The sequence below is a fragment of the Streptomyces sp. NPDC048370 genome, assembly GCF_043200825.1.
In the GTDB taxonomy this organism is placed as follows: Bacteria; Actinomycetota; Actinomycetes; order Streptomycetales; family Streptomycetaceae; genus Streptomyces.
In genome coordinates this window covers 603,673-627,472 of the sequence record NZ_JBICYI010000002.1, presented here as the reverse complement: position 1 = coordinate 627,472, position 23,800 = coordinate 603,673, and the positions used below count along the sequence as shown (strand labels likewise).

At 73.0% G+C, this 23,800-nt stretch carries 22 protein-coding genes and 1 pseudogene; 15 read left to right on the top strand and 8 right to left on the bottom strand.

All coding sequences use genetic code 11. The annotated features are described in order from the left end of the window. Positions 1-693, top strand: coding sequence for a B3/4 domain-containing protein (locus ACGFYP_RS06490; protein WP_393487067.1), 693 nt, complete (start codon positions 1-3; stop codon positions 691-693). Positions 694-875: 182 nt separating this feature from the next. Here the strand turns inward: ACGFYP_RS06490 and ACGFYP_RS06485 are convergent, their stop codons facing one another. Continuing rightward, a complete protein-coding gene (locus tag ACGFYP_RS06485; protein WP_393487064.1) occupies positions 876-1,598 on the bottom strand; it encodes a lysophospholipid acyltransferase family protein in 723 nt (240 codons plus the stop codon). A gap of 237 nt (positions 1,599-1,835) precedes the next feature. Here ACGFYP_RS06485 and ACGFYP_RS06480 point away from each other — a divergent pair, with 237 nt between their 5' ends. The 6 genes from ACGFYP_RS06480 (at position 1,836) to ACGFYP_RS06455 (ending at position 8,250) form a co-directional block, all read left to right on the top strand. After that, a complete protein-coding gene (locus ACGFYP_RS06480; RefSeq protein WP_393487061.1) occupies positions 1,836-2,168 on the top strand; it encodes a TlpA family protein disulfide reductase in 333 nt (110 codons plus the stop codon). Between the two features lie 197 nt (positions 2,169-2,365). Continuing rightward, complete coding sequence (locus ACGFYP_RS06475) at positions 2,366-2,941, top strand: flavin reductase family protein (protein WP_393487059.1); 576 nt, start codon at positions 2,366-2,368, stop codon at positions 2,939-2,941. A gap of 188 nt (positions 2,942-3,129) precedes the next feature. Beyond that, the gene (locus tag ACGFYP_RS06470) at positions 3,130-3,915 is read left to right on the top strand and encodes an electron transfer flavoprotein subunit beta/FixA family protein (RefSeq protein WP_393487057.1); all 786 of its coding nucleotides are present in this window, start codon (positions 3,130-3,132) and stop codon (positions 3,913-3,915) included. A 59-nt stretch (positions 3,916-3,974) separates the two neighbouring features. After that, on the top strand, positions 3,975-4,937 hold the full coding sequence (locus tag ACGFYP_RS06465) for an electron transfer flavoprotein subunit alpha/FixB family protein (protein WP_393487055.1): 963 nt from the start codon (positions 3,975-3,977) through the stop codon (positions 4,935-4,937). A gap of 152 nt (positions 4,938-5,089) precedes the next feature. Next, positions 5,090-6,379 (top strand): DUF6986 family protein, encoded by a 1,290-nt coding sequence (locus ACGFYP_RS06460; RefSeq protein ID WP_393487053.1) that lies wholly within the window; start codon positions 5,090-5,092, stop codon positions 6,377-6,379. A 92-nt stretch (positions 6,380-6,471) separates the two neighbouring features. Continuing rightward, positions 6,472-8,250, top strand: a complete 1,779-nt coding sequence (locus tag ACGFYP_RS06455; protein WP_393487051.1) for a protein kinase — start codon at positions 6,472-6,474, stop codon at positions 8,248-8,250. 71 nt (positions 8,251-8,321) lie between these two features. On the opposite strand, the gene ACGFYP_RS06450 is transcribed toward ACGFYP_RS06455, so the two are convergent. Beyond that, the gene (locus ACGFYP_RS06450) at positions 8,322-9,308 is read right to left on the bottom strand and encodes a LacI family DNA-binding transcriptional regulator (RefSeq protein ID WP_393487511.1); all 987 of its coding nucleotides are present in this window, start codon (positions 9,306-9,308) and stop codon (positions 8,322-8,324) included. Positions 9,309-9,488: 180 nt separating this feature from the next. Between ACGFYP_RS06450 and ACGFYP_RS06445 the strand changes: the two genes are divergently transcribed. Continuing rightward, the gene (locus tag ACGFYP_RS06445; protein ID WP_393487049.1) at positions 9,489-10,418 is read left to right on the top strand and encodes an ROK family protein; all 930 of its coding nucleotides are present in this window, start codon (positions 9,489-9,491) and stop codon (positions 10,416-10,418) included. A gap of 225 nt (positions 10,419-10,643) precedes the next feature. Here ACGFYP_RS06445 and ACGFYP_RS06440 read toward each other — a convergent pair whose 3' ends face one another. After that, a complete protein-coding gene (locus ACGFYP_RS06440; protein ID WP_393487047.1) occupies positions 10,644-10,853 on the bottom strand; it encodes a hypothetical protein in 210 nt (69 codons plus the stop codon). 169 nt (positions 10,854-11,022) lie between these two features. Between ACGFYP_RS06440 and ACGFYP_RS06435 the strand changes: the two genes are divergently transcribed. Then, positions 11,023-12,060, top strand: a complete 1,038-nt coding sequence (locus ACGFYP_RS06435) for an NUDIX domain-containing protein (protein WP_393487045.1) — start codon at positions 11,023-11,025, stop codon at positions 12,058-12,060. A 157-nt stretch (positions 12,061-12,217) separates the two neighbouring features. On the opposite strand, the gene ACGFYP_RS06430 is transcribed toward ACGFYP_RS06435, so the two are convergent. The 3 genes from ACGFYP_RS06430 to ACGFYP_RS06420 all read right to left on the bottom strand — a co-directional run bounded on the left by ACGFYP_RS06430 (position 12,218) and on the right by ACGFYP_RS06420 (position 15,142). Then, on the bottom strand, positions 12,218-12,790 hold the full coding sequence (locus tag ACGFYP_RS06430; RefSeq protein ID WP_393487043.1) for a TetR/AcrR family transcriptional regulator: 573 nt from the start codon (positions 12,788-12,790) through the stop codon (positions 12,218-12,220). Positions 12,791-13,012: 222 nt separating this feature from the next. Then, positions 13,013-13,693 (bottom strand): MBL fold metallo-hydrolase, encoded by a 681-nt coding sequence (locus ACGFYP_RS06425; protein WP_393487041.1) that lies wholly within the window; start codon positions 13,691-13,693, stop codon positions 13,013-13,015. Between the two features lie 84 nt (positions 13,694-13,777). Beyond that, positions 13,778-15,142, bottom strand: a complete 1,365-nt coding sequence (locus ACGFYP_RS06420; protein ID WP_393487039.1) for a dipeptidase — start codon at positions 15,140-15,142, stop codon at positions 13,778-13,780. A 157-nt stretch (positions 15,143-15,299) separates the two neighbouring features. On the opposite strand from ACGFYP_RS06420, the pseudogene ACGFYP_RS06415 reads away from it, so the two are divergent. After that, positions 15,300-16,526: pseudogene (locus tag ACGFYP_RS06415) on the top strand (geranylgeranyl reductase family protein); the annotation flags it as partial. A gap of 334 nt (positions 16,527-16,860) precedes the next feature. Here ACGFYP_RS06415 and ACGFYP_RS06410 read toward each other — a convergent pair. Then, positions 16,861-17,322, bottom strand: coding sequence for a nitroreductase family deazaflavin-dependent oxidoreductase (locus ACGFYP_RS06410; protein WP_393487036.1), 462 nt, complete (start codon positions 17,320-17,322; stop codon positions 16,861-16,863). 128 nt (positions 17,323-17,450) lie between these two features. On the opposite strand from ACGFYP_RS06410, the gene ACGFYP_RS06405 reads away from it, so the two are divergent. The 5 genes from ACGFYP_RS06405 (at position 17,451) to ACGFYP_RS06385 (ending at position 22,199) form a co-directional block, all read left to right on the top strand. Beyond that, positions 17,451-18,158, top strand: a complete 708-nt coding sequence (locus ACGFYP_RS06405) for a TetR/AcrR family transcriptional regulator (protein ID WP_393487034.1) — start codon at positions 17,451-17,453, stop codon at positions 18,156-18,158. Positions 18,159-18,365: 207 nt separating this feature from the next. Continuing rightward, positions 18,366-18,860 carry an SAV_915 family protein gene (locus ACGFYP_RS06400; RefSeq protein ID WP_393487032.1) on the top strand — a complete coding sequence of 165 codons (495 nt, stop codon included), beginning with the start codon at positions 18,366-18,368 and terminating at the stop codon, positions 18,858-18,860. A gap of 9 nt (positions 18,861-18,869) precedes the next feature. After that, positions 18,870-20,210, top strand: a complete 1,341-nt coding sequence (lysA, locus tag ACGFYP_RS06395; protein WP_393487030.1) for a diaminopimelate decarboxylase — start codon at positions 18,870-18,872, stop codon at positions 20,208-20,210. A gap of 88 nt (positions 20,211-20,298) precedes the next feature. Then, complete coding sequence (locus ACGFYP_RS06390) at positions 20,299-21,537, top strand: sensor histidine kinase (RefSeq protein ID WP_393487028.1); 1,239 nt, start codon at positions 20,299-20,301, stop codon at positions 21,535-21,537. After that, positions 21,534-22,199, top strand: coding sequence for a response regulator (locus ACGFYP_RS06385; protein ID WP_393487026.1), 666 nt, complete (start codon positions 21,534-21,536; stop codon positions 22,197-22,199). The genes ACGFYP_RS06390 and ACGFYP_RS06385 overlap by 4 nt, the downstream gene beginning before the upstream one ends. Before the next feature lie 154 nt (positions 22,200-22,353). Here the strand turns inward: ACGFYP_RS06385 and ACGFYP_RS06380 are convergent, their stop codons facing one another. Further along, positions 22,354-23,577: an MFS transporter gene (locus tag ACGFYP_RS06380; protein WP_393487023.1), complete on the bottom strand. Its 1,224-nt coding sequence runs from the start codon at positions 23,575-23,577 to the stop codon at positions 22,354-22,356. Positions 23,578-23,800: the final 223 nt, after the last annotated feature.

Genomic DNA, 23,800 nt, shown 5'->3' with positions numbered 1-23,800 from the left:
ATGCCCCTCACCCTGACCGTCTCCGACGAGGTGCGCGCCCTCGTCCCCGGCTTCACGCATCTCGCCGTCGAGGCCCACGGACTGGTCAACGGACCCAGCGACGAGGCCAGTTCGGCCCTCCTCGACGACGCCACGCGCCGCCTCGCCGGGCGGCTCGCCGGCCAGGCCCCGGACAAGGACCCGCACATCGCGGCCTGGCGCGCCGCGTACACCGCGTTCGGCGCCAAGCCCTCCCGTACCCGCAACTCCGCCGAGGCGCTGGCCAAGCGCGCACTCGCCGACGGCGGGCTGCCCCGGATCAACCGGCTCGTCGACGCCTACAACGCGATCAGCGTCGCGCATCTCGTCCCGGCCGGCGGTGAGGACCTGGACCGCATCAAGGGCGGCATGCGCCTCGTACGGGCCATCGGCGACGAGCCGTTCGTGACCGTGGCGGGCGGCGAGGAGGCCGTCGAGCACCCGGAGCCGGGCGAGATCGTCTGGTGCGACGACGCCGGCGTCACCTGCCGCCGCTGGAACTGGCGCCAGGGGCCGCGCACCCGGATCGACGACGACACCGTGAACGCGATCTTCCTGCTGGAGTCGCTCGCGCCCATGACGCGCGAGGAGCTGCTCGCGGCGGGGGAGGAGCTCGCCGAGTCGCTGGAGAAGCTGAGCCCCGGGGCGCGGATCACCGTCCGCGACCCGGAGTAGGGCTGGCGGCGGTACGGCTCGGAGCGGGACTGCGGGACTGCGGGACTGCGGGCCTACTGGCGTACCGCTCGGGCCGGCGCGGGCGGGATCACGGGCGTACGGCTCGGAGCGGGCCTACTGGCGTACGGCTCGGAGTGACGTTTCCGCGAAGGCCGAGCCGGTGGACGGGACGACCCCCGGCGTCAGCCGGCGTCCTTCACCTCGGCCGCGGTCGGCGCCGTGCCCCCGAGGTGCGCGGGTACCCACCAGGTGTCGGTCGCGTCCTTGGGGCGTACGGGATAGGCGCGCTGCGCGGCCTCCAGGAGCTCCTGGCAACGCTCGCGCAGCCGCCGGGTGATCGCACCCGCGTACTGGTCCGCGGGCGCCTCCAGCGGCTCGCCGACCCGGATCGTCACGGGGATGTGGCTGCGCTTGAAGTTCCGCGGCCGGCCCTTGGTCCAGATGCGCTGCGTGCCCCAGAGCGCCATCGGGATCAGCGGAACCCCGGCCTCCTGCGCGAGCCGCGCGGCACCCGACTTGAAGCTCTTCAGCGTGAAGGACTGCGAGATGGTCGCCTCGGGGAAGACACCGATGATCTCCCCGGCCCGCAGCGACTCCAGCGCGTGCTTGTAGGCGTGCTCGCCCTGCGAACGGTCCACCGGGATGTGCTTCATGCCGCGCATCAGCGGGCCCGACACCTTGTGCCGGAACACCGAGTCCTTGGCCATGAAGCGGACGAGCCGCTTCTGCGGCAGCGCGGCCAGGCCCGTGAAGATGAAGTCCAGATAGCTGATGTGGTTGCTGACGAGCACCGCACCACCGGTCCGCGGGATGTGCTCCGAACCCTGCGTGTCGATCTTGAGGTCCAGCGCCTTGAAGAGAGTCAGGGCGGCACCGATGACCGGCCGATACACGAGTTCTGCCATCTGAGAGGAACCCCTTCTTCTGTGCCTGGGGAGGGTTCTCCCGGCGGAAGTTACGCGGCCGTAGGTTTTCGGCTTTGGGCAGATCGTGCCCCATGTGGGCCGTGCTGACCAGTCCTGACGGCTCCGTACCGAGAGATAATCGTCACGCCCGGTGGCCGTGACGGGAATCGATCGGCGGTCGCGGACGCTGCACGGGGGGTGTGGTGGGTCGACGGGCGGTGAAAGGGAGACGGAGACATGGAGGGACGGTCCGGTATGTCGGGCGGCGACGGACTCGGTGCCGAGGCGGGGGTCGAGCTGGGGGAGAGGGCCACCCTGGTCCAGTTCTCCACGGCCTTCTGTCAGCCCTGCCGCGCCACGCGGCGCACGCTGGCCGAGGTCGCCGGGATGGTCGAGGGCGTGGGCCACGTCGAGATCGACGCCGAGGAGCGCCTCGACCTCGTACGGAAGTACGACATCGTCCGCACCCCCACCGTGCTCGTCCTCGACCGCGTCGGCCGTGTCGTCGTACGGGCCTCGGGCCAGCCCCGGCGCGCGGACGTCATCGCCGCCCTGGGGCGAGCGGTCTGACGCGGTGACACATCTCCCACATGCCGGTACGCGCTTGACTGCACCGACCATGGATCGTCAGGCTGACGACGTGCTTTTTGAACTCCTTCTCCATGGGCGGGTCCACGTCGACCTGGCCCGTCACGCGAGCGCGCGCTGTCCGGGTGTCTGAGAACCTCCGGACCCCCCGCACGTCGCCCTCGCAGAAGGACAACTCCATGACGGTCTCGCCCGACCTCCGCACGATCGGCGCCCCTCGTCAGCCCCTTCCGGCCCGTGAAGCCTCCCCGGCTGCGGCCCGTGAAGCCTCCCAGGCCCGTGAAGCCTCTTCCGGCCTCCTCCGTTCCGTCTTCCGGCGGCACGCGGCCGGTGTAGCGGTCGTCACCGCCCACGGGGACCACCCCGTCGGCTTCACCGCCACATCCCTCACCTCCGTGGCCGCCGAACCGCCGCTGCTCTCCTTCGGCGTGGGCACCTCCAGCTCCAGCTGGCCCGTGGTCTCCGAGGCCGAGTACATAGGCGTCCACGTCCTCGGCGAGCACCAGCGGGAGCTCGCGGAGACCTTCGCCCGCAGCGGCGCCGACCGGTTCGGCGCCCCCACCCGGTGGAGCGTCGGCCCCGAGGGCGTCCCGATCCTGGACGGAGTTCTCGCCTGGCTGGTGTGCCGAGTGGTCGCCCGCGTCCCGGCCGGGGACCATCGGATCGTGATCGCCGAGGCCGTCGCCGGAGACCCTGCCGGAGAGGGGCGTCCGCTCCTCTACCACCAGGGCCGGTTCAACGCTCTGCGTGACTGAGGGTTCCCTAACCCGAGCGTTGGCAAGGTCACATGCCTGAGCGCTTGCTCAGAGGTAACGGACTGGGTGTACTGACGAGTAATATCCTGGTGGGGGTCGGACGCCCCGACCAGGAAACCCGCCCTTCAGGCGCCTATGCTGCGAGCAACAAGGCAGCCCAGTTATGACGATGCAGTAGGAGAGCCGGCGTGAGCTTGAGGATCGTTGTCTGTGTGAAGTACGTGCCCGACGCCACCGGCGACCGGCACTTCGCCGATGACCTGACCGTCGACCGCGAGGACGTCGACGGCCTGCTGTCGGAGCTCGACGAGTACGCGGTCGAGCAGGCGCTGCAGATCGCGGAAGAAGCCGACGACGCCGAGGTCACCGTGCTCACGGTCGGCCCGGAGGACGCCAAGGACGCGCTGCGCAAGGCGCTCTCCATGGGTGCCGACAAGGCCGTCCACGTCGAGGACGAGGACCTGCACGGCTCCGACGTCATGGGTACCTCGCTGGTGCTCGCCAAGGCCATCGAGAAGACCGGCTACGACCTCGTCATCGCCGGTATGGCCTCCACCGACGGCACCATGGGTGTCCTCCCGGCGATCCTGGCCGAGCGTCTGGGCGTCCCGCAGGTCACGCTGCTCTCCGAGGTCTCCGTCGAGGACGGCGTCGTCAAGGGCCGCCGCGACGGAGACACCGCCTCCGAGCAGCTGGAGGCCTCCCTCCCGGCCGTCGTGTCGGTGACGGACCAGTCGGGCGAGGCCCGCTACCCGTCCTTCAAGGGCATCATGGCCGCCAAGAAGAAGCCGGTGGAGTCCCTGGACCTCGACGACCTCGACATCGAGGCAGACGAGGTCGGCCTGGAGGGTTCCTGGACCGCCGTCGACTCCGCCGCCGAGCGTCCGGCCCGCACCGCGGGAACGATCGTCAAGGACGAGGGCGAGGGCGGCAAGCAGCTGGCCGAGTACCTCGCGAGCCAGAAGTTCGTCTAAAGGGCTCGCGCGAGCCGCTGAAGTCCGCCCCCTCTTCGTTCGCAGGAGATTGAACCCCCATGGCTGAGATTCTCGTCTACGTCGACCACGTCGACGGAGCCGTCCGCAAGCCCACCCTGGAGCTGCTGACCCTGGCCCGCCGCCTCGGCGAGCCCGTCGCCGTCGCGCTGGGCCCCGGCGCCGAGGCCACCGCCCCGGCCCTCGCCGAGCACGGCGCCGTCAAGGTCCTCACCGCCGACGCCCCCGAGTTCGCCGAGTACCTCGTCGTCCCGAAGGTCGACGCGCTGCAGGCCGCGTACGAGGCCGTCTCCCCGGCCGCCGTGCTCGTACCGTCCTCCGCCGAGGCCAAGGAGATCGCGGCCCGTCTCGCGGTCCGCATCGGCTCCGGCATCATCACCGACGCCGTGGACCTGGAGGCCGGTGACGAGGGCCCGGTCGCGACGCAGTCCGCGTTCGCCGCCTCCTTCACCACCAAGTCCCGTGTCTCCAAGGGCACCCCGGTCATCACGGTCAAGCCGAACTCGGCTCCCGTCGAGGCCGCCCCCGCCGCCGGTGCCGTCGAGGCGCTCGCCGTCACCTTCTCCGCCCAGGCCACCGGCACCAAGGTCACTTCGCGCACCCCGCGCGAGTCGACCGGTCGCCCGGAGCTGACCGAGGCCGCGATCGTGGTCTCCGGCGGCCGCGGTGTGAACGGCGCCGAGAACTTCGCGATCATCGAGGCGCTCGCCGACTCGCTCGGTGCCGCCGTCGGCGCCTCGCGCGCCGCCGTCGACGCCGGCTGGTACCCGCACTCCAACCAGGTCGGCCAGACCGGCAAGTCGGTCTCGCCGCAGCTGTACATCGCCTCCGGCATCTCCGGTGCGATCCAGCACCGCGCGGGTATGCAGACCTCGAAGACCATCGTCGCCATCAACAAGGACGCCGAGGCCCCGATCTTCGACCTGGTCGACTACGGCGTGGTCGGCGACCTCTTCGACGTCGTCCCGCAGCTGACCGAGGAGATCAAGACCCGTAAGGGCTGACCTGCGGTTCTGTTCGGTCCGGGGGCCGCGTGGTGATGATCACCGCGCGGCCCCCGGCCGTTTCGGACACCCATTGACGCAGGTCCCGGCGGACTACTAACTTCGCTATACGGATTGTTGATTCCGTGAAGCGGAAAACAGGAGGATGTGGGATGGGCCAGCAGGAGAAGGTGTCGACGAGCCTCGCCGGAGCGGTCAGCGAGGGCATCAGCGACTCCCTCGCAGCGGTGGACGCCGAGCTCGACCGGCGCTACCCGGGCGACCCGGGCACCCGCCAGCCCGTCCACACGGTCTACGTCCCCGGCAACGTCTTCGACGCCGGAACCATCCGCTCCTGGGGCGCCCAGGCCCTCGCCGCCCTCGACGAGCACGCCCCCGACGCCTCCTCCTTCGCCGCCGTCCTCGGCCTCTCCGACGACCTCGCCGAGGACGTCTACGGCCGCGTACGGGCCAAGCTGGAGCGCGAGCCGATCGAGGACCTCCGGGTCGACTTCGAGGACGGTTACGCGGGCGACGACGAGGATCAGGACGCCGCCCGCGCGGCCCGGCTGATCTCGGCGGCGTACGAGAACGGCACTGCCGCCCCGTACATGGGCATCCGGATGAAGTGCATGGAGGCCGCCGTACGCGACCGCGGCATCCGCACCACCGACGTCTTCCTCACCGGCCTCCTGGAGAACGGCGGCCTGCCCGACGGGCTCGTACTCACCCTCCCCAAGGTCACCTACCCCGAGCAGGTCTCGGCCTTCGTCCGGCTCCTCGAGGCCTTCGAGAAGGCCCACGGCCTGGACGCGGGACGCCTGGGCTTCGAGATCCAGATCGAGACCAGCCAGTCCATCCTCGCCTCCGACGGCACCGCCGCCGTCGCCCGCATGATCGGCGCCGCCGAGGGCCGCGCGACCGGACTGCACTACGGCACCTTCGACTACAGCGCCTGCCTGGGCGTCTCCGCCGCCTACCAGGCCAGCGACCACCCGGCCGCCGACCACGCCAAGGCGATCATGCAGGTCGCCGCCGCGGGCACGGGCGTACGGGTCTCCGACGGCTCGACCAACGTCCTGCCGGTCGGCTCCACCGAGCACGTGCACGAGGCCTGGCGCCTGCACTACGGCCTCACCCGCCGCGCGCTCGCCCGCGCCTACTACCAGGGCTGGGACATGCACCCGGGCCACATCCCGACCCGGTACGCCGCCGTCTTCGCCTTCTACCGCGAGGGCTTCGAGGCCGCCGCCAAGCGCCTCTCCGCCTACGCCAACCACGCGGGCGGCGACGTCATGGACGAGCCCGCCACCGCCAAGGCGCTCAGCTCCTACCTCCTCCGCGGCATCGACTGCGGCGCCCTCGACACCTTCGAGGTCGACGCCCTCACCGGCCTGACCCGCGCCGACCTGGACCGCTTCGCGGCCCCGCGCCGAGGCGACCTGACGGCGACCGCGCAGTAGCCCCGAGCGTCCCAGGGGCGTCCCGCCGATCTTCCAAGCTCAGGACCGATCGGCGGGCCACGCCCTAGGATTCGCGTGGGGGGTGGGGCGGGATGGAGAACCGTGTGCGGCCGCTCGCGGGCGACGACCCGGTGGAGGTCGGCCCGTACGGGATCAGCGGTCTGCTGGGCAGGGGCGGCATGGGGGCCGTCTACCTCGCGCGTTCGCGGGGCGGCCGGGCGCTCGCCGTCAAGGTGATCAGGCCCGAGCTCGCCGGGGACACGGAGTTCAGACGCCGCTTCGCCCGTGAGGTACGGCTCGCCCGATCGGTGAACGGAGTCTTCACCGCAGGGGTCGTCGACGCCGACCCGGACGGCGACCCTCCGTGGTTGGCCACGGCATACGTCCCGGGGCCCTCCCTCGACGAGGCGGTACGGCGCCACGGCGCCTGGCCGGAGCGGTCGGTACTCGCCCTGGCGGCGGGGCTCGCCGAGGCCCTGGAGGCGATCCACGCCGGCGGCGTGATCCACCGCGACCTGAAGCCGTCCAACATCCTGCTGGCGTCCGACGGCCCGCGCGTCATCGACTTCGGCATCTCGGCCTCCGCCGAGGCGACCTCCGCGCTGACCCGCAGCGGAGTCGTCCTCGGCACCGTGGGCTTCATGGCCCCCGAACAGCTCACCGGGGCCGAGATCACGCCCGCCGTCGACGTCTTCGCCCTCGGGTCGGCCCTCGCGTTCGCCGCCTCCGGCCACGGGCCCTTCGGCGGTACGTCGGCGGGCGGCGGAGACGGGGCGAGCCCCGCGCGCGTGATGTACCGGGTCGCCCACGAGGAGCCCGACCTCGACGGGCTGCCGCCCCGGGTCCGGGAACTCGTCGCCCGTTGCCTGGCCAAGGAGCCGGGCGACCGGCCTTCGGTACGCGAACTCCTCGACGAGCTCGCGCCGGGCGCGGCAGCCGGCGCCGCGTGGCTGCCGGGCGCCGTCGCGGACTCGGTGGTGGACTCCGGCGCGGACTCCGTGCCGGGCGGGTCACAAGGCCCGGTGGACGCGGTGGACCTGGCGGAGGCGGTGCCGCGGCCTGCGGAGGACCCCCGGCAGCCGGACAGCCGGGAGCCGGGGGCGCCGTCCGGCCCGACGCCCACGGTCGTGGACGCGGTGGCTCCGCCCACTCCGACACCTGGCGTCGTGGACGCGGCGGCGCCGACCCGGTCCTCCGTCCGCCCCCGGTCGCCCGAGCCGGCCCCGGCTCCGGCTGCGGCCACCGTCCCCGACAGTCCTGCGGCCCAGCTCGGCAAGCAGCCTTCCGTACGGAAGGGGGCGCGTGGGGGTCCGCTCGCCGCCGCGGTCGCCGCGGCCGTCCTGACGACGGGCGGCCTCACCTGGTACCTGGCCGGGAACCCAGGGGGCGGCGGCGCCAACTCGGCGACGGGGACCCCGACTCCGTCCGCCTCCGTGTCGACCGCGAGCAGCCAACCGGCGTCGCCCCCACCGGTGACGACGAATCCGGTGACGACTTCGCCCACGGCCGCACCGATTCCCGTGGTCGGGAACTGGCGGGGGAGCTACCACTGCACCCAGGGCGTGACCCGGCTCTCGCTGCGGATCACCGCCACCCCCACGGGGGCCCTGGAGGCCGTGTTCTCCTTCTCCGCCCACCCCGACAACCCCGGTGTGCCGAACGGGTCGTTCCGGATGGTCGGCGCGTACGAGGAGACCGGGCGCCGGATGGTCCTGCGCGGCGACCGCTGGATCCAGCACCCGGCCGGGTATCTGATGGCCGACCTCGAAGCACGGGTGCCGCCGGGCGAGCAACCGCTGGCCATGAACGGCGACATCGTGTACGAGGACACGGACTGCACGACCTTCGCGGTCGTGCGCGGCCCCCTGTGACGTACCAGATGGCCCCGACGTACCAGATGGCCCCGACGTACCAGATGTACGCGATGTACTCGACGTACCGGCTACGCGTCCGCGGGCGGGGGGATCTCGCCCGATCCGCGGGGGATCAGTCGGGTGTCCAGGACCACCCGGGCCGGTGGCTCGTCGAAGCCGTCCAGGCGGCGGAAGAGGCGCTCGGCGGCCGTGCGGCCGAGGGCCGCCGCGTCCTGGGCGATCACGGTGATGCCGAGCAGGTCGGCGAGTTCGATGTCGTCGAAGCCCACGAGGGCCACCGGGTGCGCCCGGTCGGCCAGCGCGCGGACCGCCGTGACGGTGACCCGGTTGTTGCCCGCGAAGAGCGCCGTGACCGGCTCCGGGCCGGAGAGCATCGCGGTCAGCGCCTCCCGTACCCGGTCGGGGGCCGTCGGCCCGAGCGACACCCACGACGGATCCACCGCGAGCCCCGCGTCCTCCATCGCCGCCCGGTAGCCGCGCACGCGCTCCGTCGCCGTGTGGATCCGTGGCTGGTCACCGATGAACCCGATCCGGCGGTGCCCGTGGGCGATCAGATGCGCCACCCCGGCGCGCGCGCCCCCGAAGCTGTCCGACAGGACGACGTCCGCGTCGATGCGGCCCGCGGGGCGGTCCACGAAGACGGTGGCGACACCGGCCTTGATCTCCGGTTCGAGGTAACGGTGGTCGGAACCGGCCGGGATGACGATCAGTCCGTCGACCCGCCGGGCGCAGAGCGCGAGCGCCAACTCCTGCTCCCGCTCCGGGTCCTCCGCGCTGGAGCCGTTGATGAGCAGCGCCCCGTGCGCCCGGGCGACCTCCTCGACGGCGCGGCTGAGCGGACCGTAGAACGGGTCGGCGAGGTCCTCGAGGACCAGACCCACGGAAGCCGTACGGCCCTTGCGCAGGACGCGCGCGCTGTCGTTGCGGCGGAAGCCGAGCGAGTCGATGGCCTCCTGCACGCGGCGTTCGGTGTCGGGGGTGACCCCCGGTTCGCCGTTGACGACGCGGGAGACCGTCTTGAGCCCGACGCCGGCCAAGGCGGCGACGTCCTTCATCGTGGGCCGATTGCCGTAACGGTGCTCGGGGCGGCGGGCGGTGTCGGCCACAGTCTGCGAATCTCCTCGGTCTCGGCTCTGTCTCGTCCGAGCATAGGCCCTGGACAACGTTGTCAGGGCAGGGGAGACTGTACGTCACAGCGATCTACCGCTCTCGTCCTCTCTGGAGACCCCGCGCACATGCAGACTGACCTCGTTGCCGCCCTGGACTTCGGCGGCACCAAGATCGCCGGTGCGCTGGTGGACGGCGCCGGCGACATTCTCGTACGGGCCCAGCGGCCCACTCCCGCGCGGGAGGACGGCGAGACGGTGATGCGTGCGGTCGAGGCGGTCCTCGCGGAGCTGGCGGACTCGCCCCTGTGGGCTTCGGCGCGCGTGGTCGGCATCGGCAGCGCGGGCCCCGTGGACGCCTCGGCCGGTACGGTCAGCCCGGTCAACGTCCCCGGCTGGCGCGGCTTCCCGCTGGTGGAGCGGGTCCAGCGGGCGGTCGACGGACGACCCGTCACGCTCGTCGGTGACGGCGTCGCGATGACGGCCGCCGAGCACTGGCAGGGCGCGGCCCGGGGCCACGACAACGCGCTCTGTCTCGTCGTCTCGACGGGCGTCGGCGGCGGTCTGGTGCTCGACGGACGCGTTCACCCCGGCCCCACCGGCAACGCGGGCCACATCGGTCACATCAGCGTGGACCTGGACGGCGAGCTGTGCGCCTGCGGCGGGCGGGGCTGCGTCGAACGCATCGCCAGCGGCCCGCAGATCGCCCGCCGCGCCCTCGACGGCGGCTGGCGGCCGGGCCCCGACGGCGACACGTCTGCGGCGGCCGTCGCGGCGGCGGCGCGGGCGGGTGACCCGGTCGCCGTGGCCTCGTACGAACGCGCCGCGCGGGCGCTCGCGGCCGGGATCGCGGCCACCGCGACCCTGGTCGAGGTCGACATCGCCGTCGTGGGCGGGGGAGTCGCGGGCGCGGGGGACGTACTCTTCGAGCCGCTCCGGCGCAGCCTGCGGGAGTACGCCACGCTGTCGTTCGTCCGGGACCTCACCGTCGTCCCGGCACTCACCGGCACGGACGCGAGCCTCCTCGGCGCGGCGGCGGCGGCCCGAGAGGCGGCCTGACGCGGATCGGCGGCCGGCGGGACGACCTGACGTCCGGATCCCCGGCCGGACCGACGGCTGACACTGATCGGCCGCCCGCGTGACGATCTGACCCTCGATCCGCCGCCCGAGAGCGGGCCTGACGCCGATCGGCCGCCTGCGCGGCGGGACTTCGTCGGTAGGAGCCCCGGGAGTCCCTCCCGCCGTTGGATCCCACCGTCAGGTCCCCACTATCAGGTCCCCACGTCAGATCATCACGACCATCCCCCTGGTCCTGCCGGCGGCCGCCGTCTCCGGCGTCCGTTGTCGCACAACCACCAGGAACGCGTCGGACTCCAGGTCCATCACGACCTCCGCCGGGAGTCCCTCGTCCCGGCGCGCGCTCGCGAACTCCTCGGCGGGCCAACTGCCCCGTGGCCCTCCCGCGGGGAACCTCTGCAATACCGTACGGCTCATCTCCGCACCCCCTTGCCTCGCCGGTCCAACGACGGTCCGTACCGAAGTGTCACGCACCGGCCCGCACGGGCGTTCGCGCGGTGGGCCGCCGAACCCCGGGTTGTCGCCGGGGGTTTCCATGGCAGGGTGTTGCGGGCAAGCCACTTGGGGCTACCGAAGAGGGGGAATCGTGATCGTCTGGATCAACGGTGCGTTCGGCGCGGGCAAGACCAGCACCGCGCGTGAGCTGGTCGATCTGATCCCGAACAGCACGCTGTACGACCCCGAGCTCACCGGCGGCTTCCTCGACCTGCTGCTGCCGCAGAAGCGGCGGGACGAGGTCGACGACTTCCAGGACCTGCCGATGTGGCGCCGGATGGTGGTCGACACCGCCGCCGCGCTGCTCGCCGAGGTCGGCGGCGTCCTCGTCGTCCCCATGACGCTGATCCGGCAGGAGTACCGGGACGAGATCTTCGGCGGTCTCGCCGCGCGCCGGATCGAGGTACGACATGTGGTGCTCGCCCCTGATGAAACGATCCTGCGGGCCCGGCTCGACAGCCGCGCGGCCGGCGAGGACGATCCGGAGGGCGCCGAGCGCGCCCGCCAGTGGTGCCACGCCCGGATCGAGCCGTTCCGCCACGCGCTCGGCTGGCTCGCCGCCGATGCCTACACCCTCGACAACTCGGCGCTGACGCCCGCCGAGACCGCCGAAGCCGTCGCCGAGGCCGTCCACGCGGGCCTCGCCGCCCCCTGCGGCATCGTCCAGACGCCGGAACCCACCGGCGAGACGTTGGCGGCCGGGGTCCTGCTCTTCGACGAGCAGGACCGCTTCCTGCTCGTCGACCCCACGTACAAGCCGGGCTGGGAGTTCCCCGGCGGGGTCGTCGAACCCGGCGAGCCGCCCGCCCGCGCGGGCATGCGCGAGGTGGCCGAGGAGATAGGCATAGAGCTCGACGTTGTTCCCCGGCTGCTCCTGGTCGACTGGGAACGCCCCCAGCCCCCCGGTTACGGCGGCCTCCGCCTGCTCTTCGACGGCGGTCGACTCCCCTCGGCGGAGGCGGACCGGCTCGTGCTGCCCGGCGCCGAACTGCGCGGCTGGCGCTTCGTCACCGAGGACGAGGCCGCCGAAATGCTCCCCCCGGTCCGCTACCGCCGCCTCCGCTGGGCGCTCCGCGCCCGCGAACGCGGCACGGTCCTCAACCTGGAAGCCGGCGTCCCTGTCGGCTGACCCGACCCCGCTCCGGCCCGGTCGCCCGACCTCGATCCCGGTCCGGTCGCCTGATCCCGGCCCCGGTCCCGGCCCGGTCAGCCGATCCCGCCCCCGTCCCGGTCGGCGGCCGCCTCTCGCCTCCGCCCGCCCGCGATCACTCGCCGCCCGCCCCGGATCACTCGCCGTACGAGCGGACGAGGCGGGCGAGCTGGCGGCCCACCGTGTGCAGGGGCTCCTCGCTGCGGCTGACCTGTGCGGTGACCTCGGCGCCTTCCAGTGCGGCGATGACGGTGGTGGCCAGCTCCCGGGCGTCCTCGGTGGTGAAGCCGCAGCGCAGCAGCTTGTCGCTGACCAGCCGCTCCCACTCGCGGAGCGCGACCGCGCACGCCTGCTGGATCTCCGAGTCGGTTCCGAGCGTCTCCAGGGCCGCGGCCGTGATCGGGCAGCCGTCGGTCCAGCCCGACTCGCGCAACCCTTCGGCGAGTTGCCGGGCGCAGGACAGCATGGCCTCCGCCGGGTCGTCGGTGCTCTCCAGCGCCTCCCGCAGGAGCGTCGCGAACTCCTCGCTGCCGTGTTTGATCGCGGCCACGGCGACGGTCTCCTTGCCGCCCGGGAAGAAGTGGTAGACGGAGCCGAGGGTGGCCTGCGCCTCCTGGGCGATCTGCTTGATGCCCGTGCCCACGTAACCCTGTCGCTGCAGGAGGCGTGACGCGGCGACGACGATCCGGTCCCGTGTGTTGGTCTGCATGCCGCCAGCGTATCCGTCGATTGGGTAGAGCGTTCGTTCTGGAGACGGGATGCGTCGCGCCCCGAGCAGGCACGGCCCGGCCGCCCCCTTCCGCCGCCCCAGGGGCGCCGGCCACCCCGCCGACGGCTCTCCGCCCCGGCAGGGCAGACGAAGGAAGGAGCCCGGGCGTGAACGGTCACGCGCGCTCGTCCCGGCGGGCGACCGCCGGGACCCACCCATGAACTAGGCGACCGCCGCCGCCAGTTGACGTGCCGTGTCGTGGGTGACCGGGTCGCCGTGGCCGCAGCACAGGATCGAGGGCTTCAGGTCGGCCAGGCGGCGCATCGACTCCATGGCCAGGTCGCGGTCCACGTGGAAGACGCCGAAGGTCACCCCCTGCACCGAGGCGACCGTGTCGCCGGTGAACAGGACGCCGTGTTCCGGCAGATGGAGCGCGATCGAACCGGGCGTGTGGCCCGGGGTGTGGACCACGATCGCGCCGTCGCCGAAGTCCAGCTCCTCGCCGTCCTCCAGCTCACGGTCGACCCGAGTGTGCGGCGCGTCCGGGACGGTCAAGCCGTGTTCGTACAGCGGGAGTTCCCAGTCGAGCAGGTCCGGTTCGGGGACCGGTGCCTCGCCCCGGATCACCGGGGCGTCCAGGCGGTGGGCCAGGATCTGCGCGCCGAAGCGGTCGGCCAGCTCCTGCGCGGAGCCCACGTGGTCGCGATGGCAGTGGGTGAGCACGATCCGGCGGATACGGGCGGGGTCCAGGCCCACGCCCCGTACCGCCGTCTCGATCTCGTCCGCCGAGTCCACCCAGCCGGCGTCGATGAGGGTCAACTCCTCCCCGTCCCGCCACAGATAGGCCTGGCCGATGGAGAAGTGCAGCATGTGCAGTCGTGGGGTGATCTCGCTGAGTTGCATACGGCGAACCTACGTTTCCACGCGGGTCCGCCGTACCGTTCTACGCTCTCGGCGAGCTTCGCCCAACGCTGAACGCCCGGAGGCTCAACCCTGCTTCGAGCGGGCGTAGTTCAGCAGGAAGTGCGCCTCCGCCACCGCGAGCCGCTCCAGCTCCTCGGGCGACACCGACTCGTTCACCGCGTGGATCTGCGCCTCCGGCTCGCTCAGGCCGATCAGCAGGATCTCCGCCTCGGGGTAGAGCGAACCCAGTGTGTTGCAGAGCGGGATCGAGCCGCCCATGCCGGAGGTCTGCATCTCCTGACCGGGGTACGCGACCCGCATCGCCTCCGCCATCGAGACGTACGCCGGGCTGGACACGTCCGCCCGGAAGGCCTGGCCCTGGCCGACCTGCTCGAACGACACCCGCGCGTTCCACGGCACACGCTTCTCGATGTGCGCGTACAGCAGCTTCGTCGCCTCGGTGGCGTCCTGGCCAGGCGGCACCCGCAGGCTGATCTGCGCCCGCGCCGTCGACGGGATCGACGGCGTCGCACCGGCCACCGGGTGGCAGTCGATGCCGATGACGGTGACGGCCGGACGGGCCCAGAGACGGTCGGCCACCGTGCCGTTGCCCGGCAGCCCGACGCCCGCCAGGACCTTCGCGTCCGCGCGGAAGTCGTCCTCCGGGTACTGCAGGCCCTCCCACACGGCGTCCGTCGGCAGACCGTCGATGACCGTCGAGCCGTCCTCGGCGCGCAGCGTGTCCAGGACCCGGATCAGCGCGGCCAGCGCGTCGGGCGCGGCGCCGCCGAACATGCCGGAGTGCAGGTTGCCTGCGAGGGTGTCGATCTGGACCCGGATCATCGTCATGCCGCGCAGGGTCGCGGTGACCGTCGGCAGACCGAGCCGGAAGTTGCCCGTGTCGCCGATCACGATGGCGTCCGAGGTCAGCAACTCGGGGTGCGCCTCGGCGTACCGCTCGAGGCCGCCCGTGCCCTGCTCCTCCGAACCCTCCACGATCATCTTGACCGTGACGGGCACCCCGCCGTTCGCCTTCAGGGCGCGCAGGGCGAGCAGGTGCATGATGAACCCGCCCTTGCAGTCCGCGGCGCCACGCCCGTACCAGCGTCCGTCGCGCTCCGTCAGCTCGAACGGCGGCGTGAGCCACGCCGACTCGTCCAGCTTCGGCTGCACGTCGTAGTGCGCGTAGAGGAGGACGGTCGGGGCGCCGACCGGGCCGGGCAGCACACCGTAGACCGACTGCGAACCGTCGGGAGTGTCGAGCAGCGCCACGTCCTGGAAGGCCTCGGCGCGCAGCGCGTCGGCCACCCAGTTCGCCGCCCCCTCGCACTCGCTCCGGGGAGCCACCGCCTCGTCCGCCACCGATTCGAAGGCCACGAGCTCCGTGAGCTCCGTCTTGGCACGGGGCATCAGGCCGGCGACGGTCTCGGCGATCGGATTCGCGGTCATGGGCACGCTCCTGGTGGGTGCGACGTTGTGAGGATGTCGCCGTCTGTGGGTTGTACGGCGGACGTAGCGCCGATCCTACGGCGCCGGGTCCCGAGGGCCGCGCCGTAGGATGCCCGGAGAGCTTGGATCATCGTCGGATCAGGAGCAGAAGCACATCGTGAGCAGCGAGAACGCAGACGCCGAAGAGGTACGCGCGGAAGAGTCGCAGGACGCCGCGACGGTCTGGGACGTGGTCGTCGTCGGGGCCGGTCCCGCCGGCGCCTCGGCGGCCTACGCGGCCGCGGTCGCCGGCCGTCGGGTGCTGCTCCTGGAGAAGGCCGAGCTGCCCCGGTACAAGACGTGCGGCGGCGGCATCATCGGCCCCTCGCGGGACGCGCTGCCACCCGGCTTCGAACTGCCCCTGCAGGACCGGGTGCACGCCGTCACCTTCTCCCTCAACGGACGCTTCGCGCGGACGCGCCGCTCGCGCCGCATGCTCTTCGGCCTCATCAACCGGCCCGAGTTCGACGCGGGGCTCGTCGAGCAGGCGCAGAAGGCGGGTGCCGACCTGCGCACCGGCGTCACCGTCTCCCGGGTCGAGCAGCACGGCCCCGCCGTGCCCGACCGGCGCACGGTCGCCGTCGTCCTCGCGGACGGCGAGACGATCCTCGCCCGGGCGGTCGTCGGCGCCGACGGCAGCGCGGGCCGGATAGGGGCTCATGTCGGCGTGAAGCTCGACCAGGTGGACCTCGGCCTGGAGGCGGAGATCCCGGTTCCGGCGTCGGTGGCCGAGGACTGGAAGGGACGGGTCCTCATCGACTGGGGCCCGATGCCCGGCAGCTACGGCTGGGTCTTCCCCAAGGGCGACACGCTCACCGTCGGCGTCATCTCGGCGCGCGGCGAGGGCGCGGCCACGAAGCGCTATCTGGAGGACTTCATCGCCCGCCTCGGGCTCGCGGGCTTCGAGCCGGCCGTCTCCTCCGGGCATCTGACCCGGTGTCGGAGCGACGACTCGCCGCTCTCGCGCGGCCGGGTCCTGGTGTGCGGCGACGCGGCGGGTCTCCTGGAGCCGTGGACGCGGGAGGGCATCTCCTTCGCACTGCGCTCGGGGCGGCTCGCGGGGGAGTGGGCGGTACGGATCGCCGAGTCGAACGACGCCGTCGACGCGCGCCGCCAGGCGCTGAACTACGCCTTCGCCATCAAGGCGGGCCTCGGCGTGGAGATGGCGGTCGGGCGGCGGATGCTCGCGCTGTTCGAGCGCCGGCCGGGGCTGCTGCACGCCGCGCTCACGGGTCTCCGCCCGGCCTGGAACGCGTTCGCGGACATCACCCGCGGGTCGAGCTCGCTGGCCGGCCTGGTCCGCTCGAACGGGGTGGCGAGGCGCGCCCTCGACGTCCTCGACCGCCGGATGGCGCCGACCGGAGGAACGACGCTCCGGGGCGTTGCTGCCCAGTCGGCGGAGCCGGCGGAGTCGGTTGAGTCGGCCGAGTCGGCTGAGCTGGCGGGGACGGTCGAGGTGGCGGCGACGGCCGAGCTGGCGGAGACGGTTGTGCCGGTGGCGGACGCGCCGGAGGTGGCGGACGTACGGGACGTACGGGACGCGTCGGAGGTGGCGGACGCGGCCGGGGTGCCGGAGTCGTCCGGTCCGGCCTCCTCGGGTCCGTCGGACGTGCCGACCTCGTCCGACGCGCCGGATGTGCCGGACGCACCGGACGTGCCGGACGTGCCGGGTTCCGGGCTCACGCGGTCGGAGTGATCCGGAAGACCGGGTGCTTGGGGGCGATCGCGCGCAGCTCCGCGTCCGTGGAGTCCGGGCCGACCCCACCGAAGAAGACGCCGACCTCCGCCTTCCAGCGCTTGAGATAGGCGCGCAGGAGGGTGGGCTTCTCGTCGTCGCTCAACTCGACGGCGGTGAACGGCTGCACCTGCTTGCCGAGGTGCAGCTCACCGCCGCCGGCCGCCCGCATGTTGTGGGTCCACTGGACGTGGCCGCGCGGCGCCACCAGGTACTGCGCGCCGTCCAGCGTCAGCAGGTTGACGGGGGTGCGGCGCCACTCGCCGCTCTTGCGGCCGCGCACCGCGAGGACGCGGGAGCCCCAGACGCTGAGACCCCGGCGGGTGAGCCATGCGACCGTCCGGTTCAGGACATTCACGGTGAACCAGCCGGGCTTCATGACGTGGGCGTTGGGCTGAGCGGACATGGGATCCTCCCGAAGCAAACTGTGAGCACTGCTCTCGCTTGAGATCAGTGTGCACGGATCGGCGATCCAAAGCAAGAGCGGTGCTCTCGTTTTAGTGCGGTGCTCCGAAAAGTGGCAGACTGCTCTCCATGACCAGCGTCCAAGGAGCCCGCGCCCGCGCCCGTATCGAGATCACCGCCGCCATCAAGGACGAGGCCCGCGCCCAGCTCGCCGCCGAAGGCGCCGCCAAGCTCTCCCTGCGCGCCGTCGCCCGCGAGGTCGGCATGGTGTCGTCCGCGCTCTACCGCTACTTCCCCAGCCGTGACGACCTCCTCACCGCCCTCATCGTCGACGCCTACGACGCGGTCGGTGCCACCGCCGAGCAGGCCCTCGCCGACTCCCGCGCCGTCACCGCCCCGAACGACCACCTCGCCCGCTGGACCGCCGTCTGCCGTGCCGTCCGCGCCTGGGCCGTCGAACACCCCCACGAGTACGCCCTCATCTACGGTTCCCCGGTCCCCGGCTACTCCGCCCCGAAGGACACCATCGGGCCCGCCTCCCGCGTCGCCCTGGTCCTGATCGGCATCGCCCGCGAGGCCTTCACCAGCGACGGCATCGCCCCGCCGCCCGTCCCCGCCGCCATGCGTCCCGAGGCGGAACGGATGGCCGCCGATTTCGCCCGCGATCTGCCGCCCGCCCTCGCCGTCGCCATGGTCACCGCCTGGTCGCAGCTCTTCGGGCTCGTGTCCTTCGAGGTGTTCGGCCAGTTCAACCGGGTCGTCGAGGACCGGGAGACGTTCTTCACCGAGGCCGCCGCCCGCCTCGGCCGCGACATCGGCCTCCTGCCCCGCCCGTAGCCTCTCCAGCCGCGCCGGATCCGGCCATGCGTGCGTGCAGGCCGCGCGCACGCCCCCGTCATGAGTGCGTTACGGGTGGCGGCTTCACCGTCAAGTACGCGTCAGGGAGCCCGCAGGGACCCCCGCGGGCGGGCATAGCGTCACAGGAGCACGCACGGCCGACCGGGCCGGGCGTGCCCAGAGACACCATGTCGCGAGGGGAATGCCATGTCCGACACCCTGTACGCCGAGGACCCGGAGCCTTCCGAACGGATCCCGGCCGGACCGCTCTTCGTCCCTGTCCGGTCGGGTCCCGCGGGCTGCTCCGCCCGCGTCTTCCGTACGCCCCTGGGCTGCCGTACCGCCGTCGGCTTCACCACACGGGCCAAGCTCTCCGCCACCCTCGGCGCCGACCACGCCTCCATCAGGCTCTCCGAGCCCGCGCTGCGCGCCCTCACCGCGCCCCTGGGCGTCACCGCCCTCACCATCGACCCCCCGTTCTCCGCCCCGGCCCCGGCCCCGTCGCCCTCGGCCGCACCAGCCCCCGCACCAGCCCCCGCACCAGCCCCCGCACCGGCCCCTGCCCCCGCACCCGCACCGGCCTTCGCCCCCGCACCCGCACCCGCACCCGCGCACTCGGACCGCGACCCCCGGCGCGGCGGTCTCCTGCGCGTGGCGGTCGCCGGGGCCGTCGTGTCCTGCGTCAACCTGCTGATCGGCTGAGAGGGCGTCATGACCATGTCTCTGGAGGGCCGTACCACGGAGGTCCACGAGCCCGAGGGCCTGTCGATCTGGCCCCGCTCCACCCGTGCCGAGCGCGGCGGTGACCTGAGCGTCGGCGGAGCCTCGCTCACCGAGACCGCCGAACGCTTCGGAACCCCCTTGTACGTCCTGGACGAGCAGGAGGTACGGGACCGCTGCCGCGCGTACCGCACCGCGTTCCCCGAGGCCGACGTCCTCTACGCGGCCAAGGCCTTCCTCTGCCGAGGCCTCATCCACTGGGTGCGCGAGGAGGGCCTCGGTCTCGACGTCTGTTCCGCCGGTGAGCTGACCCTCGCGGTCACCAGCGGCTTCCCGCCCGAGCGCATCGTCCTCCACGGCAACGCCAAGAGCCCGGAGGACCTCGCGGCGGCCGTCCGCCTCGGCGTCGGGCGCGTCGTCCTCGACAGCCCTTCGGAGATCGCGCGCCTCGCCGCCCTCGTACCCCCGGGCGACCGACAGAAGGTCCTGGTGCGGGTCGTCCCGGGCGTCGCGGCCGGCGGGCACGCGAGCATCCGTACCGGTACGGAGGACCAGAAGTTCGGCCTCTCCATCGCCGACGGCTCCGCGCAGCACGCGATCGCCCGGGTGCTCGGCCAGCCGCGCCTCGAACTCGTCGGGCTGCACTGCCACATCGGCTCGCAGATCACCGAGGTCCGGCCGTACGTCGCCGCCGTGCGCCGCATGATCGGACTGATGTCCCGGATCAAGGAACAACACGGTGTGGAACTGCCCCAGTTGAACATCGGTGGCGGACACGGCATCGCCTACCGGCCGGGTGAGCGGAGCCTCGACGTGTCGGTCCTCGCCGGCCGCGTCCGCGCCGAACTGGAGGAAGGCTGCGGGAGGGCGCGGCTGTCCGTACCCCGGCTCACGATCGAGCCGGGGCGGGCGATCGTCGGACCGGCCGGCATCTGCCTCTACCGGGTCCTCGCCGTCAAGCGCACCGGTACGCACACCTTCGTCGCCGTCGACGGAGGCATGAGCGACAACCCCAGGCCCGCGCTCTACGGGGTGCGCTACGCTCCCCGGCTCATCGGCCGCCACTCGACGGCCGCGCCCCGCTTCGTCACCGTCGTCGGCCGGCACTGCGAGGCCGGTGACGTACTCGCGCAGGACGTGCCGCTCCCCGAGGACGTCCACCCCGGCGACCTGCTCGCCGTGCCGGTCGCCGGGGCGTACCACCTCTCCATGGCCTCCGGCTACAACCTGGTCGGCCGGCCCCCGGTCATCGCCGTGGCCGACGGCGCCGCGCGCACGCTCGTACGCCGGGAGTCGCTGGAGGACATCAGCATCCGGGACATCGGTGTGTAGGGGCCGATGGCGTACTCCCGGGGGAGTACGCACGATCACCACGCCCGGCTGACGCTCCCGCCGCCCGACCGCGTCTAGCGTGGCGGACATGGACGAACAGCGCAGAGACGGGTACGGCGGTCCGCCCTGGGCGCGTGGCGCGACGGGCGGACCGCCGTGGCCGCTGCGCTGGGCCGACCGCGAGCCCGGCGACGGACTGCCCTGGCGGTCCACCCTGCTGCTCGCCGTCTTCGTCATGATCGGCTCGGGCTTCGCGGCCAGGAACCAGCCGGACCGCGAGTCGCTCGACCTCCTCGGCCGCTCCCTGCTGCTTCTCGGCTCCGCGCTCCTCCTGCTGCGGCACCGCCACCCGGTCCCCGTGGTCTTCGGCACCGCCGCCGTCACCCTCGTCTACTTCGGCGCCGGGTACGCCTACGGCCCCGTGTTCCTGCTGGTCGCCGTCGCCTGCTTCGCGGCCGTCGTGCACGGTCACCGGCGAGCCGCCTGGTGGGCGCTCGGCCTGCTGTGGGCGGGGCACCTGCTGATCGCCCACTGGCTCTACCGCCACCTGCCCCCGGCCGGCGACTCCGCCGCGCCCTGGGGCCAGGAGATCCCCGTCTTCGCCTTCGTCGTCGCGATCCTCGCCGCCTCCGAACTGGTCCGGGTCCGCCGCGAGCAGTGGGCCGCCCAGCGGGCCGAGCGCGCCGCCGCCGAGCGGCGCCGCGCCGACGAGGAGCGGCTGCGGATCGCCCGCGAACTGCACGACGTCCTCGCCCACTCGATCTCCGTCATCAACGTCCAGGCGGGCGTCGGCCTCGCGCTCCTCGACACCGACCCCGAGCAGGCCCGCACCGCGCTGACCACCATCAAGGCGGCGAGCAAGGAGGCGCTCGGGGAGGTCCGGCAGGTGCTCGCCACCCTGCGCGCCCCGGGCGAGGCCCCGCGCACCCCCGCGCCAGGCCTCGACCGGCTCCCGGAGCTCGTCGAACAGGCGGCGTCCGCGGGCCTCACCGTCAGCACGTCGACGGAGGGGAAGCCCGTACCGCTCCCGCCCGGCACCGACCTCGCGGCCTTCCGGATCGTCCAGGAGGCGCTGACCAACGTGGTCCGCCACTCCGGGTCCCGTACCGCCCGGGTCGTGATCGGCCACCTCCCCGGCCGCCTGGAACTCCGCGTCGACGACGAAGGACCGGCGACCGGCGGCGACGCGGGCGGCAGCGGCAACGGACTCGCCGGGATGCGTGAGCGTGCCACCGCGCTCGGTGGCACGATCGAGGCGGGCACCCGCCCGGACGGCGGTTTCCGGGTGCGTGCCGTCCTTCCCGTCCGTCCGAAGGAGACACCGTGATCCGTGTGCTGCTCGCCGACGACCAGTCGCTCGTACGGGCGGGCTTCCGCGCGCTCCTGGACGCCCAGCCGGACATCGAGGTCGCCGGCGAGGCCGCCGACGGCGAGGAGGCGGCGGTCAAGGCCCACGAACTGCGCCCGGACGTCGTCCTCATGGACATCCGGATGCCGCGCCTCGACGGCCTCGCCGCCACGCGCAGGATCAGCGCCGACCCCGGTCTCGGCGAGGTGAAGGTGGTCATGCTGACGACGTTCGAGCTCGACGAGTACGTCTTCGAGGCGATCCGCTCCGGCGCCTCGGGCTTCCTCGTGAAGGACACCGAACCGGAGGAGCTGGTACGGGCCGTACGCGCCGTCGTCCACGGCGACGCCCTGCTCTCGCCGGGCGTCACACGACGGCTCATCGAGGAGTTCGCGGCCCGCTCCAAGCCCCCGGCCGCCGTGAGCGGCCTGGACGAACTGACCGAGCGGGAACGGGAGGTGATGGCCCTGGTCGGCATCGGCCTGTCGAACGAGGAGATCGCCCGCCGCCTGGTCGTCAGCCCGCTGACCGCCAAGACCCATGTGAGCCGCACCATGGTCAAGCTCGCCGCCCGCGACCGCGCCCAACTGGTCGTCCTGGCCTACGAATCGGGCCTGGTACGCCCGGGCTGGCTGGGCTGACGGCACGTACGTCCGTCCCCGAGGCCACTTCGCCCTGGGCACGGCTGACAGGGATGGCGGCTCGTCCGAGCCGCCATCCGTCGGCATGATCTTCGTACGGCCGGCCCGTCCGGGCGCCCGCCGCGCCGCCCGGGAGGGCTGGTCGGCAGCGGCCTCAGTCTGCCGTCGGGGCCTGTGCGTTCCGGGCCGCGTACCCGATCACGGCGGCGCCCGCCGCGAGGACGGCGACGGTGGTCAGGGCGACGGGCAGGGAGAACCAGTCGGCGAGGAAGCCGATGGACGGCGGGCCGAGCAGCATGCCGCCGTAGCCGAGGGTGGAGGCGGTGGCCACCCCGCTCGGACCGGCGAGGGCGCCCGCGCGGGCCACGGCGACGGGGAAGATGTTGGCCAGGCCGAGGCCGGTCACGGCGAAGCCGAGCAGGGCGGCCCAGACGCTCGGGGCGAGCGCGCCGAGCAGCATCCCGGCGGCCGCCGTCGCGCCGCCCGCGACGAGGGTGCGGGTCTGGCCGAGCCGTTCGAGGAGAACGGTGCCGGACAACCGCCCGGCGGTCATCGTGAGCGCGAAGAGCGAGTAGCCGGCGGCCGCGATGCCGGGGTGCGCGTGGAGGTCCTGCTCCAGGTGGAGCGCGCCCCAGTCGGCCAGGGCGCCTTCGCCGTACGCGGTGCAGAGCGCGATCACCCCGAAGACGACGACGAGCCCGCGCGCACCGGCCTTGCCCCGGGGCCGGTCGCCGCTCGCGGCAGGGGCCGCCTCCGGCGGGGCGGGGGAGGGACGCCGGAGCAGTACGGGACCGACGGCAGCCGTCAGGAGAAGGCCGACGACCGTCAGACCGAGGAGGTGCGCGGTGGGCGACACGCTCCCGGCGACGAGCCCGCCGAGCCCCGCGCCGAGCATCCCGCCGAGGCTGAACGCCGCGTGGAAGGAGGGCATCACGGGCCGGCGCAGCGCGGCCACCAGGTCGACGGCGGCGCTGTTCATGGCCACGTTGATGCCGCCGTACGCCGCGCCGAAGACGAGCAGCACGAGGCCGAGCGCGAGCGGGGAGCGGGTGAGGGCGGGCAGGGCGATGAAGAGCGAGAGCAGCACGGCGGTGGCGACGGTGACGGCATGGCTGCCGTGGCGCCGGCAGAGCCGCCCGGTGAGGGTCATGGTGACGACCGCGCCGGCCGACACCCCGAGGAGCGCGAGCCCGAGGTCGCTGGCGGAGGCACCGGTCTGCTGCTTGATGGCGGGGATCCGGACCACCCAGCCGGCGAAGAGGAAGCCGTCGAGGGCGAAGAAGAGGGTCAGGGCGGAGCGGAGGCGGGACAGGGAGGGAGCGGTGTCTCCGCCAGGGCCCCCCGGAACGGCCGTCCGTACTTTGTTTAGTAGCGGCACAAACTCAGGATAGGGGCGATGCGGTCCCGATTTCAACCGCCGCTCGGGCTCGGTGCGGGGTGAGCTTCGGCTCAGCGGTACGCGGGCGAGCTGCCGTCGTCGGTACGAAGGTGAGCTGCCGGCGTCGGTACGAGCTTCGGCTCAGCCGTACGCGGGCGAGGTGCGGTCGTCGGTGCGAGCTTCGGTTCAAGGGGGTGAGGGGGGCTGCGGTCGGCGGTACGCG